The sequence below is a fragment of the Silvibacterium sp. genome (genome assembly GCF_047605705.1).
Lineage (GTDB): Bacteria > Acidobacteriota > Terriglobia > Terriglobales > Acidobacteriaceae > Silvibacterium.
The window spans coordinates 60,180-72,266 of the sequence record NZ_JASGFD010000027.1 but is presented as its reverse complement, the minus strand read 5'-3'; the positions used below and the strand labels follow the sequence as shown (position 1 = coordinate 72,266).

Below are 12,087 nucleotides of genomic sequence, written 5' to 3'. Positions count from 1 at the left end.
CTCCACCGGACCGACCTTCTTCACCAGCGCACCTTCGAGCCGGAAGCTCTCCGTATCCAGATGCGCCGGCTTCGAGGTTCCAGTCGCGGGATCGATGGGGATGTCCGGGTCGGGCGAAGTCTGGAAGGTGAACACCGGCTCCTGCTGGTTGTCGAATGTGCCGTTCGTCACCTTCACCGGCAGATAGCCCTGCAGGTTGCGATCGCGGAAGGCCGTTTCGTAGCGATGCTTCTTCGTGTTCCAGGTGAAAACGCGAATCTGGTCGAAGTCATACGGCAGGCCGTCCTTCCACGAATTCAGCACCGTCACGTACTCCGGCGCCTGATGGTCCGGGAAGGTCGAATCGGGATCGTAGACGGTCTTGAGGAGATAGGCGCCCACGTAGCGCTGCCCCTCGGAGAGACCGGAGATCGCATCCGGAATGTCCACATCGAGCATGCGCGACCAGATCCACCCGGCGTGGCCCTGCGCGTCCCGCACCAGCCACCAGTCCTGATAGACGGGGGCATTCGGATCGACCACGGGCACCGGCTTGCCGTTCTTTGTCTTTGCAACCGGCTTGGCGGGCGCAACCGGCACGGGCACGGCCTGCGGCGGCACCGGCTTCGGCACCGAGGCACGCACCAGCAGTTCCAGCTTGGTGTTCTCCGGCAGCAGGTAGAAATGGTCTGCCTGGCGGCCAGGTGTCACGTGCACGTAGGAGTCGTCGCGCAGCACGCCGGTTGCGATGACCGCATCCTGCAGGTGCTGCGTGTGAAGCCCCGTGAACTCGTCGTAGATCTTCTGCTCGATGACCATGTGCCCATCGATCCAGCCGATCTCGCCCTTGGAGTCCTTCACCTTGTAGAAACGCCGCGCATGGTCGAGCACCAGCAGCTTCTCGCCGTTGCTCACCTCGCCAACACGGTTGGAGACGGCGGCGAGACGGTCACGGAGGAAAGTACGCTTCGCCGAGACGTACACATACTCCTGCGCCGGCTTCGGAGAGAAGCGCGCGCAGCCGGAGACCAGCAGGGTGGCGAGCACGGGGGCAAGTCCCAGGGCAGCAATTGCGGAAGACCGCGCAAACCGGCGCGATCGAGGCCGGAGGCCAATTACGTACGACATTGTTTTTACTCTAACGAGATAGACCGTCACTGACACAAATCCGTGCAGATTTTTCGGCGATTTGCACTGCAGGGAACCTGATGGAAAACCCCTCGGCGCGTCCATGGCTTACTGGAGGGATCCCGCGCCGGGGCTCCCACAGAAGAAAGTGCTGTTTACTTGGCAGACACAACGGCGAGCGCGCCTGTAGGATCGGTGCCCGTTGTCGCTGTCGCAAAGCTGGTGAGCACGCCGGTACCGCTGCCAATCGAAAACACCTGCAGGTCGGGGGAGCCGCCCGCGTTGGCTACCTCCAGGTAGGCATCCGTTGTGTCCTCAGCCAGGCCCGACGGCTCCGTGCCTGTCGTAAACGGCGAGCCGCTAACCTTTGTGAGCGCTCCGGCGGTAGATAGCGTGAATGCGCTGATCGTGCCGTCGGTCCGATTCGCCACGTACACGTAACTGCCGGTCGAATCCACAAGAACAGCTACCGGGCCCAGGCCGGTGGCATACGGCGATCCGGAAAGCTCCGACAGTCCTCCCGTCGAGGCGATGGAAAAGGCGCGCACCGCATTCAGGCCCGTTTCCGTCACGAACAGGTACTTGCTCTCCGGGTCGACGGCCAGGCCGTAATCCGCATTGTTTGTGCTCTTCGGCGAAAGAATGAGGTTGGTCTTGCCCAGCGATCCGCTCGTCGAGTTGAAGGTCAGGATATCCACGCCGCCGGTGCCCAGAGAGACGTACGCGAGCGTATCCGCAGGGGTAAAGGTGATCGCATTCGGCGTACCCGCGTCGAGAGGAATACTGCCCGCCTGTGTCAGCAGGCCGGTCGAAGTATTGATCTGGAAGAGATAGGCGGTCGGCGTGAGATCGACGGCCACGAGCCACTTGCCGGTAGCGTCAACAGCGATCGCATTCGGGCTGATCTCCGAGATCACCGCACTTCCGCCATTGAGCAGCGTGAGCGCGCCGCCGGTGCCTACCGAATAGCCATAGACAGCTCCGGCCAGGCTGGCCACGTAGGTGAATGCGCCGTTCGGCGTCGTCGCAATCGAGCTGGGCGCCACGCCGAGCGAATAGGCTGAGCCCGACGTCACCGCGAGGCCGCTCGTGGACAGAGAAAATCCGGCCACAGTACCGGTGGTGGCATTCGCCACGTAGATGTAATTCCCCGTTCCGCTGCCGGTCGTGGTGGTCGTAGTGGTGGTGGTCGACACAAAGAATTTGCCACAGCCGGCGAGCAGCAGAGCTATCACCAGCAGAACCGGAACGCTCATGCGCTCAAGCCGGAATCGAGGACGGGGGAACATCGTAATCACGCACACCTTTCGACGTAGAAGAATGCGATGAAGTCGCAGAGAGCGCTTTATGAACTCTTCGCTCTCCCAGTTAACACCCGAAGTCACGGTTTGTCGCCTCGCCCGCAGCGAACAGCGAAGCGCTTGCATGTAAGGACGGAAAAGCGGTCTCAAACGCGCCGAATTGGAACGTTGCGCGCAAAAAACAGGCCCGCCGAAGCGGGCCAACTCAACTGCATCTTGTAGTGTTAGACGGCAACGGCTTCCGTCTTGGCGACACGCTCGGCGTCGAGAACCGGGCCAATCGCGTGAATCACCGAAGCGATGCGAACGATGGTGAGAATCTGCTCCTCGCTGATGCCCTTGTCGCGGACGACCTTCTCATGCGAGTCGACGCACTTGCCGCAGCCGTTGATGGCCGAGACGGCCAGCGCCCAGAGCTCGAAGTCTACGTGCTCGACACCGTGGGTGCGCAGGGCATTCATGCGCAGCTTGGCCGGCAGAGTCGAGTACTTCTCGTTCGAGGTCAGGTGCAGGAAGCGGTAGTAGATGTTGTTCATGCCCATCACCGCGGCCGCCGACTTGGCTGCTTCGAGCGCCTGCGCCGAAAGGTGCTTCGCACCCTCTTCGATGACGGCGGTGGTCAGATCGTCATTGCGGGTGGCAATAGCCGAGGCAACGACCGTGCCCCACAGCTGCTGCGGGGTCAGCTCGGTGTTCTGGCGGATCAGGGTGGAGTAGTTCAGCTTGAGATCCTTCGCATAGGAAGGCAGTGAATCAATCAGGGTATCGATAGCCATGGTAAAGGTCCTTTCCTTTCGCGGAGCGTGCGCACGACCGCAGTCCGGCTGGACAGCCGGGCGCAGGCGCCAGATTCCGCCTGAGAGCAGGAAGGCGGCGCCTTTTGAGCGCCGCCCCTGCGGTTTTAGTCCGAGTCACGCTTACGCGTTGAGGGTGGCTTCGCCCTTCTGCCAGTTGCAGGGGCAGAGCTCATCGGTCTGCAGAGCATCGAGTACGCGCAGAACTTCCTGCGGGTTGCGGCCCACCGAGAGGTCGGTGACGTAGACGAAGCGGATGATGTTCTCGGGATCGACGATGAAGGTCGCGCGCTGCGCCACACCGGCGCTCAGGTCGAGGATGCCGAGCTGCTCGGTCAGGTCACGCTTGATGTCCGAGAGCATGGGGAAAGGCAGGTCCTTCAGATCGGCATGGTTGTTGCGCCACGCGAGGTGAACGAACTCGGAGTCGGTGCTGCCGCCCAGAACCTGGGCATCGCGATCAGCAAACTCGTTGTTGATCTTGCCGAAGGCAGCGATCTCGGTCGGGCAGACGAAGGTGAAGTCCTTGGGCCAGAAGAAGTAGACCTTCCACTTGCCGGGATAGCTCTGCTCGGTGATGGTCTCGAAGGCCTTGGCCTGATCGGTGCTGACGGTAGCGGTAACGTTAAAAGAGGGGAACTTTTCGCCGACAGTAAGCATGAAGACTCCTTAAGAATGGGTTAGATACAGCGGTATCGAATGCCTGTTTCGGGAACAACAGTGGCGGATAAAAAATGGATTATTGCGGAGCAGACTTCTGGCACCCGGCACAAAGGCCGAGGACATCCACGGCATAACGCTGCACGAGGAAACCGTCGGAGAGCTGGCCTTCAGCAGGCGTGAGACCGAGCTCTTCTGCGTCAATGTCACGAATGGCCTTGCACTGGGTGCAGACCAGATGATGGTGCGGCCGGGCGTTGGTTTCCACCCGAAGCGTTCCGTGATGCAGGCTCACCTCGCGAAAGACGCCGCTTTCGATGAAGAGGTGAATGGTCTTGTAGACCGTCGCCAGAGAGATGGAAGGAATGCGGCTACGGACGCGGCCATAGACCTCTTCCGGGCTCGGATGGCCATGCATGACGCACAGCTCCTCATAGACCACCTGCCGCTGATGGGTCACGGCAATACCGGCCGTCTCGCAGAGGGCGCGAAAACATTCGGTACGAAGCTGGTTGATTTCGGTGTCCATGATCTCTAAAAGCTATTAGATGATAATAATTATTATCCGTCAAGAGCTATCAAAGAAGCCCTGCTCCCTTGCGTATCCTGCGGCGTTTCATCAAGTTGGATGAAACAGAAGTTTACGAAGTTTCAGCGATTGGCTCACGGGCATCGGAGGGTTATGCTTCCATGACAGGAGCCTCCGTCATGCACCTCCATGCTGCTGTTCCCGAGATCCCGGTTGCCGAGGTGGATCATGCGGTGACCTATTACGTGCGTACGCTGGGTTTCACGCTCGATTGGGGCGATGAAGCCGGCGGCATTGCGGGGATATCGCGGGGAAGCAGCCGGCTGTTTCTCACCAACGCCAGTTTCCGGGAGCATTACGGGAACGCCGGACCGGTGGTCATCTGGATCAATCTCGAGAGCAAGGCCGAGGTGGATGCGCTTTTTGCGGAATGGAAGTCTTCCGGCGCCAGGTTCGTCTCCGAGCCTGAAGACAAGCCCTGGAAGCTGCGGGAGTTTCTCGCTGCCGATCCGGATGGGAATCTGATCCGTGTTTTCTATGACTTTCGGCTGGATGCTTCAGGGATAGTTTAGGGCTTATCTTCCGATCGCACCTTCGTCTGTACGAGCAAACCGCAGGTCCCTCCACTTCGGTCGGGATGACAGGCTTGTTTCCTGCCATTCGTCTCCGTTCGCTTGGGCGGCGTGGTTGGGTTCATACACTCCCACCCAAGCGGAGCCTGGATGGGGCGCCCGCATTTCGACATGCGCAGGAGAGAACTGCAGATCCCCCCCACTGCGATCACTTTGGTCGCTTCGGTCGGAATGACAATTCCCTGCCCTGCCAAGGAAAGCAGAGGGCTCGGAGAGCGAAATTAGTTCGGGCGCTCGTTCTTGGGGTCTTTGGCTTTTCCGGGCTGGAAGCGCTCGTCGATTGGCTGGCGGCCGCGGAAGCCTGCGTCCATGGTGTGCCAGTAGCCGATCAGCGGCTCGCCGAGACGCCAGCAGAGGAGCACGATCTCGCCGTCGAGTTCGCAGGGAAAGTCGAGCAGGCCGGTATCGAGATCCTTCACCTGCACGCCGATGGCGTCGATCTCATCCATGGCATCCTTGGCCTGCTGGGCGAAGGTTTCCATCTGCGCGCGATCGCGACCGACGCGGGCCACGTCGACACGCATGCCGCCGGCGAACATGATGCGGCGGGTCAGATCCTGTAAGCGCTCCTCAAGGATCGCTGCCTGACGGCGGCCATCGGAGGCACGGCGCAGGAGGGATTCGAGGATCGGCAGCAAGGACTGGGCTTCGTCTAAGGTGAAGGTCTTCATTTTTCTACTTCTGATTCTGTTGTGCCTTCGAAACGAGTTCATGTGAGACCCACCCATCCCAATTGCGAGGGCGGGTGGGGTACCCGGTAAATATGGGTTGATGTGCACCCCATGCAAGCCAACAGCAGACTTGCACGGGGCCGCCCAGAAGCTTTAAGCCTTGACTTCGAGCATGCGGGCCAGGGCCACGCGCGCCCAGTGCTTGACCTCGTCGCGCACCTTGATGTGGTTCACCACGCGGCCTTCGATCAGGTTCTCCAGAGTCCATGCGAGATGCTGCGGACTGATGCGGTACATGGTGGTGCAGAGGCAGCCGGTGTCGTCGAGGGTGATGATCTTCTTGCCCTTTGGCGCGAATTCTTTGGCCAGGCGGTTTACGAGATGGATCTCGGTGCCGATGGCGAACATCGAGCCTTCGGGCGCGTCGGTTACCAGCTTGATGAGCCGCTCGGTCGAGCCGAGTTCGTCAGCTTTCTGGCAGACTTCCCAGCGGCATTCGGGATGCACGATGACCTGGATGCCGGGGTACTTGGCGCGGACCTGATCGACATGCTGCGGCAGGAAGCGCTGGTGTACGGAGCAGTGGCCCTTCCAGAGAATGACCTTTGCGGCCTTGAGGCGCTCGGGCGTGATGCCGCCGTTGATCTGGTACGGATCGTAGACCACCATCTGGTCCATGGGAATGCCCATGGCGAAGGCGGTGTTGCGGCCGAGATGCTGATCGGGCAGGAAGAGGATTTTTTCTGCCCGGGCGAAGGCCCATTCAAAGGCTCCGCGTGCGTTCGAAGAGGTGCAGACCAGACCGCCACGCTCGCCGCAGAAAGCCTTGATGGCTGCGGTCGAGTTCATGTAGGTCAGGGGCAGGATCGTGCCTTCCGTGAGACCGGCGCGGGCCAGCGTATCCCAGCAATCTTCCACCTGGCTGATCTCGGCCATATCGGCCATGGAACAGCCGGCGTTGAGATCGGGCAGGATCACCTGCTGGCCGGGGCGGCCTTCGGCGTCATCGCGGCCGAGCACGTCAGCGCTCTCCGCCATGAAGTGCACGCCACAGAAGACGAGGTAGTCGGCGCTGGTCTCTGAGGCGATCTTCGAAAGTTTGTAGGAGTCGCCGGTGTAGTCGGCGAAGCGGATCACTTCGTCGCGCTGGTAGTGATGGCCAAGAATGATGGTGGAGGCGCCCAGCTTTTTGCGGGCAGCGGCAATCCGCTCGTCCATGCTGTTGTCGGGCAGCTGGAGATAGTTATCGAGCGAGCAGGTATCGGGCTGCGCATCCGCGTCAGCCGCGTACGGTGCGGGGACTTCCAGTTCCAGTAAACTCAATGCTCTTCCGCCTTCAGTCCTAACGGAGACCGCGAGACTCCGGGGACGGGGATGTTGAAAGCTCCCGGCCTAGCTATCAGGCCGAATTATGCCGGGCGGCAGTCGATTCACTGCGGTCCTGGAGGATGCCAGAGCCACCCAATCGACGGGGATGTTGCCGTCCTTAGTTCAATGGATGCGCGATGCCGTCCACAGGTCGCAGCGAGCGCTGCAAAGCGTCCGGACAAGGCCTTCCAATGCAATCAGTTTAATACAGCCGTAACCGGTGTTGGGCTGCCGGCCACAGGTATGGAGACGGCGGAGCAGCGGAAGAGGTTTGCACATTTGTGAGGCGGCAAGGCCACGGGTATCATTAGGTTCCGATGCACTTTGCCGATTCCATCCTGATTTTCGTGCTCGCGCTGATCCTATTCGGGCCGAAAAAACTGCCCGAAATCGGCCGGCAGATCGGCAAGCTGCTGGTCGAGTTCCGCCGCGCCTCCAATGAATTCAAAGCGCAGATCGACGAAGAACTGCGCACGCTCGAACAACAGGAGCGCCAGAAGAAGCTGGAAGCTGCCGCCTCGCAGACGACTCCTGGGGCGGAGACTCCTGCCGCAAGCGCTACCAGCCCTGCATCGACTGGGCCCGCTATTCTGCCTCCTTCTACCGGAACGCCGGTGGCGACCAACGATCCTTTCGGCGCGGTGATGTCGACCGAAATGCCGCCGTTGCAGCCTGCCCAGCCGCAGCCGGTGGATGAGACCTTCCACACGCATACAAGCGCGACCCCGAACCACGCCGGCACCACGACGGACACCCACGAAAGCCCGGTCAACGCCGGGAGCACGCAGGCCACTACCCAACATGGATGAGGAAGAACTTCTCGACAAGGCCCGGAAAGCCGTAAGCGAACGCGCTGACCTGCCGGGCATGAGCCTTATCGAGCACCTGGAAGAGCTGCGCCGCAGACTCATCCATGCGGTTGTCTACCTGATTGCCGGCTTCTGCGTGGCCTATGGCTTCCACGAGAAGATTTACCGGCTGATGCAGGCGCCGATCACGTTCGCGCTCAAGAAGCACAACCTGCCGACCAAGCTGGTCATCCACAACCCGGTCGACGGGTTCAACATGTACCTTAAAATCAGCTTCATGGCGGGCTGCATCATCGCGGCGCCGTTCATCCTGTACCAGGCATGGCTGTTTATTTCGCCCGGCCTCTACAAGAACGAAAAGAAGTACGTGATGCCGTTCATGCTCGCCACGGTGAGCCTGTTCCTGGGCGGCGCGTATTTCGGCTATCGCTGGGTCTTCCCGGGCTCGCTCGACTTCCTCTTCACGTATAGCCATGACTTTCAGCCGCTGATCGAAGTCAGCGAGTACACCGATCTTTTCCTGACGGTGATCCTGGGCCTCGGCATTGCGTTCGAGCTGCCGATCTTCGTGCTCTTCCTCTCGCTCTTCGGCATCGTGAGCCCGAAGTTTTTGTGGAAGAACATCCGCTTCGCGGTGCTGATCGTGTTCATCATTGCCGCCATCATCACACCGACGCCGGACCCACTGACGATGTGCGTCTTTGCTTTGCCGCTGCTGGCGCTCTACGTCATCAGCATCGGCGTGTCGTTCATGGTGCATCCGGCAACGCGGCGCAGGCGGAAGGAAATCGAGGAGTCCAGAGGATGATGAAGCTTCGTTCGGTGATGGCTGCGATGGGGCTGGCGCTTGCCGCCGGCGTGATGCCTGCACACGCGCAGACGCAGGACATCTTTAACGGCCAGAAGGCGCTGGATTACACGCGCCAGTTCGTGGCCATTGGCCCACGCTTTAACGGCAGCCCCGGCCATGCGAAGGCCGAGGCGTTCCTCAAAAAACAGTTTGCGCACGATCAGCTCGAGGAAGACACCTTCACGGCGAACACCGCCGTGGGTCCGCAGACGATGCACAACTACATCGTCCGTTTTCCGGGCAAGAAGAAGGGCGTGATCGTACTGGCCACGCACTACGAGACGAACTGGCCGCTGCGGAACATCAACTTTGTGGGCGCGAACGACGGCGGCGCGACAACGGGGCTGCTGATCGAGCTGGCGAACTATCTGCGCGGCCACGAGCAGGACGGCTACAGCGTGTGGTTGGTCTTCTTCGACGGCGAAGAGGCCGTGAAGAGCTGGACGGCGGAAGACTCGCTCTACGGCAGCAAGCATCTCTCGGAGAAGTGGCAGAAGGACGGCACGCTGCCGCAGATCAAGGCGTTCCTGCTCGCGGATATGATCGGCGACAAGGACCTCGACATCTGCCGCGACAAGAACTCGACGCCGTGGGTGCTGGATGTGGTGGAGAAGGCAGCGGAGCACTTCGGCTATCAGTCGTATTTCTTCCAGCAGGAGAGCATGATCGAGGACGATCACCTGCCCTTTGTGCAAAAGGGCGTGCCGGTAGCCGATGTGATCGATCTGGATTACGGCTACGAGAATGCCTACCACCACACGGTGGAAGACACGATGGATAAGCTGAGCGCGAAGAGCCTGACGATCTCCGGCGACGTCTTCCTCGAAACGATCCATCTTCTCGACCAGCGATGACGGAAGGACACACATTTGCCGGCGCAACGCCTGCCTTCTGGATCGGCTTTCACGTCATTGTGGCGGTGCTGCTGCTGGTGGATCTTGTCTTTCTCCAGCGCAGCAAAAGCGGATCGGTAAAGGCGGCGTGGGGCTGGACATGCGTGCTGGCCGCGATGGCCTTTTTCTTCGCGCTGTTCCTTTCGCAGACCCAGGGCAAACAGCCGGCGCTTGAGTTTCTGTCGGGTTATCTTGTCGAAGGCTCGCTGAGCGTCGACAACCTGTTCGTGTTTCTGCTGATGTTCCGCACGCTCAGGCTGGACACGGATCAGCAGCGGCGCGTGCTGCTGTGGGGCGTGCTCGGCGCGATCGTGATGCGCGCGATCTTTATCGCGGTGGGTACTTCCCTGCTCGCCCGCTTTGCATGGGTGGAGTATGTCTTCGGGGCCTTCCTGCTGTACGCAGCAGCGCGGCTGATCAAGCACAAGGAAGAGAACGAGGAGCCGTCGGGGCCGATTCGCTGGCTGCAAAAGCAGTCACTGCAGAATGTCGGCGGCAAACCTGCGATGTCGGCTTTCCTGCTGATCGTGCTGGCGGTCGAGCTCACGGACCTGATCTTCGCGCTTGACTCGATCCCAGCGGTACTGGCCATCACGCGCAACACCTTCGTGGTCTACACGTCGAATATCTTCGCGATTCTCGGCCTGCGCTCGCTGTACTTCGCGCTCTCGAGCGCGCTCGACAAGCTGCGCCTGCTGCACTACGGGCTTGCGCTGATTCTCGCGTTCGTCGGCATCAAGATGCTGATCAGCCACTGGTACGAAGTGCCAGTGACGTGGTCGCTGGCCTTCATCGTGATCGTGCTGGGCATCTTTACCGTTGCCAGCCGGGTTACCGCGAAACAGGCGTAGCCGCGGGGCTTACGGCGGCTACGCTGTCCGCGAGGCTCAGTACTTCTTTCCGGATCACCGTGTGCCTGCGATAGCGGGCGTCGTCGCGCTGCGCGAAGTCGCTGCGGAAGTGCGCACCCCGGCTCTCTTCTCGTGCGAGCGCCGAATGCACGATGAGGCTCGCGACAGCATGCAGGCTGGCGTACTCGATGGCTTCCCGATCGAGAGCAACCGTGGCCGGCGCAGGGTGCTCCGCGAGATAGTCACGCATGGCTTCGAGACCTGCGCGATCGCGTAACAGGCCGGCATCGCGCCACATCCTCTGCTGAAGCTCTGTGCGGCGTTCCGCGATATTGCCTTCGCTCTGTGGGGCGGATGCAATGGCCGGTGCAGGCTTTGGCAGCGGCGCTTCTTCACGCATGGCCTCCGCGGCACGCGCTCCGAAGACCAGACCTTCGAGCAGCGAGTTGCTGGCGAGGCGGTTCGCGCCGTGCACGCCGGTGCATGCGGCTTCTCCCGCGGCGTAGAGGCGCGGCAGGCTGGTTCGGCCATCGAGATCGGTGCGGATGCCGCCCATGAGATAGTGCGCGGCGGGGCGGATGGGGATCAGGTCATTCGCAAGGCTGAGATTGTGCTGCGCGAGGAAGGCGGAGATGCCGGGAAAGCGCTGCACGAGATCGAGGCCGGGATGGAGATCGCGCACGTGGCGCATGTCTAGATATACGAGCTGCGATGAACCGTCTGCCGCGAAGCCTTCGCGCGTGATGGCGCGGGCCACGACGTCGCGCGGTGCGAGCTCGAGCAGCGGGTGGTAGCGCTCCATGAAGCGCTCACCGGCGGCATTGCGCAGATATGCGCCTTCACCGCGGAGCGCTTCGGACATCAGGAATCTCGGCACGCCTGGCAGCGAGAGCGCCGTGGGATGGAACTGGTAGAACTCCATGTCGGCGATCTCGGCCCCAGCGCGCCAGGCGAGCGCAATGCCGTCGCCGGTGGCCACGGATGGATTCGTCGTATCGCTGTAGACCTGGCCTGCGCCTCCGCTGGCCAACAGCACGGCGCGGGCGTGAACAACGAATGTTCGCCCCGGCGCGTCCCCCTCTGTCTCGATGATGCGAGCACCGGTGACTTCGCCGTCCGAGACAAGAAGCTCCACGAGGGTCGCGTACCCGAGCAGCGTGATGCGGTCATGCTGACGGACCTGCGCCAGCAATGAGCGGCCAATTTCGGCGCCAGTGGCGTCTCCGTTTGCGTGCAGGATGCGGTTGCGGCTGTGGGCGCCTTCGCGCGTGAGCATCAGCTCGCCGTTTTCGCGATCGAAGCCGGTGCCCCAGTCGAGCAGCTCGTGCACGCGCACCGGACCTTCTTCGACGAGCACGCGCGCGGCTTCGCGATCCACGAGGCCATCGCCCGCGCCGAGCGTGTCCTCGAGGTGCAGGGCCACGTCCTCATCGCCACTGAGCGCGACGGCAATGCCGCCCTGCGCGTAGTGGGTGTTCGATTCGCCCAGCGCTTCCTTGGTGACCACCAGCACGCGTCCGGAATCGGCGAGGCCCAGGGCGGCGCGCAGCCCGGCAATTCCCGAGCCTACGACGAGAAAATCGAAATCTGTAGCAGTCACCATCACGATTGCACTCCACTTT

The 12,087-nt window shown here is 61.4% G+C and carries 13 protein-coding genes; 5 read left to right on the top strand and 8 right to left on the bottom strand.

The window, feature by feature from the left end; all coding sequences use genetic code 11:
• The 5 genes from QM649_RS11480 to QM649_RS11460 form a co-directional block, all read right to left on the bottom strand.
• Positions 1-1,026 (bottom strand): SH3 domain-containing protein (locus QM649_RS11480; protein WP_415199180.1); only part of this gene is annotated, 1,026 nt, incomplete at its 3' end.
• A gap of 236 nt (positions 1,027-1,262) precedes the next feature.
• Positions 1,263-2,363, bottom strand: a complete 1,101-nt coding sequence (locus QM649_RS11475; protein WP_415199179.1) for a lactonase family protein — start codon at positions 2,361-2,363, stop codon at positions 1,263-1,265.
• A 269-nt stretch (positions 2,364-2,632) separates the two neighbouring features.
• Entirely contained in the window at positions 2,633-3,184 is a 552-nt protein-coding gene (locus tag QM649_RS11470) for a carboxymuconolactone decarboxylase family protein (RefSeq protein ID WP_415199178.1), read from the bottom strand.
• A 141-nt stretch (positions 3,185-3,325) separates the two neighbouring features.
• A complete protein-coding gene (locus QM649_RS11465; protein WP_415199177.1) occupies positions 3,326-3,862 on the bottom strand; it encodes a peroxiredoxin in 537 nt (178 codons plus the stop codon).
• Between the two features lie 79 nt (positions 3,863-3,941).
• Positions 3,942-4,391, bottom strand: a complete 450-nt coding sequence (locus tag QM649_RS11460) for a Fur family transcriptional regulator (protein WP_415199176.1) — start codon at positions 4,389-4,391, stop codon at positions 3,942-3,944.
• A gap of 179 nt (positions 4,392-4,570) precedes the next feature.
• Between QM649_RS11460 and QM649_RS11455 the strand changes: the two genes are divergently transcribed.
• A complete protein-coding gene (locus QM649_RS11455; RefSeq protein ID WP_415199175.1) occupies positions 4,571-4,963 on the top strand; it encodes a VOC family protein in 393 nt (130 codons plus the stop codon).
• 281 nt (positions 4,964-5,244) lie between these two features.
• Here the strand turns inward: QM649_RS11455 and QM649_RS11450 are convergent, their stop codons facing one another.
• Together QM649_RS11450 and nadA are read right to left on the bottom strand one after the other, a co-directional pair.
• Positions 5,245-5,694, bottom strand: a complete 450-nt coding sequence (locus tag QM649_RS11450; RefSeq protein ID WP_415199174.1) for a DUF2203 domain-containing protein — start codon at positions 5,692-5,694, stop codon at positions 5,245-5,247.
• 153 nt (positions 5,695-5,847) lie between these two features.
• Complete coding sequence (gene nadA / locus QM649_RS11445) at positions 5,848-7,008, bottom strand: quinolinate synthase NadA (protein WP_415199181.1); 1,161 nt, start codon at positions 7,006-7,008, stop codon at positions 5,848-5,850.
• Positions 7,009-7,379: 371 nt separating this feature from the next.
• On the opposite strand from nadA, the gene QM649_RS11440 reads away from it, so the two are divergent.
• Genes QM649_RS11440 through QM649_RS11425 form a run of 4 tightly spaced genes read left to right on the top strand, consistent with a single transcriptional unit; the run spans position 7,380 to position 10,465 of the window.
• Complete coding sequence (locus tag QM649_RS11440; protein WP_415199173.1) at positions 7,380-7,871, top strand: twin-arginine translocase TatA/TatE family subunit; 492 nt, start codon at positions 7,380-7,382, stop codon at positions 7,869-7,871.
• Positions 7,864-8,679, top strand: a complete 816-nt coding sequence (gene tatC / locus QM649_RS11435; RefSeq protein ID WP_415199172.1) for a twin-arginine translocase subunit TatC — start codon at positions 7,864-7,866, stop codon at positions 8,677-8,679. Before QM649_RS11440 ends, tatC begins: the two co-directional genes overlap by 8 nt.
• A complete protein-coding gene (locus QM649_RS11430; protein ID WP_415199171.1) occupies positions 8,676-9,575 on the top strand; it encodes a M28 family peptidase in 900 nt (299 codons plus the stop codon). Before tatC ends, QM649_RS11430 begins: the two co-directional genes overlap by 4 nt.
• Positions 9,572-10,465, top strand: a complete 894-nt coding sequence (locus QM649_RS11425; RefSeq protein ID WP_415199170.1) for a TerC/Alx family metal homeostasis membrane protein — start codon at positions 9,572-9,574, stop codon at positions 10,463-10,465. The genes QM649_RS11430 and QM649_RS11425 overlap by 4 nt, the downstream gene beginning before the upstream one ends.
• Here the strand turns inward: QM649_RS11425 and nadB are convergent.
• Complete coding sequence (gene nadB / locus QM649_RS11420; RefSeq protein ID WP_415199169.1) at positions 10,446-12,068, bottom strand: L-aspartate oxidase; 1,623 nt, start codon at positions 12,066-12,068, stop codon at positions 10,446-10,448. The two genes, QM649_RS11425 and nadB, sit on opposite strands and share 20 nt — an antisense overlap.
• Between the last annotated feature and the right edge of the window lie 19 nt (positions 12,069-12,087).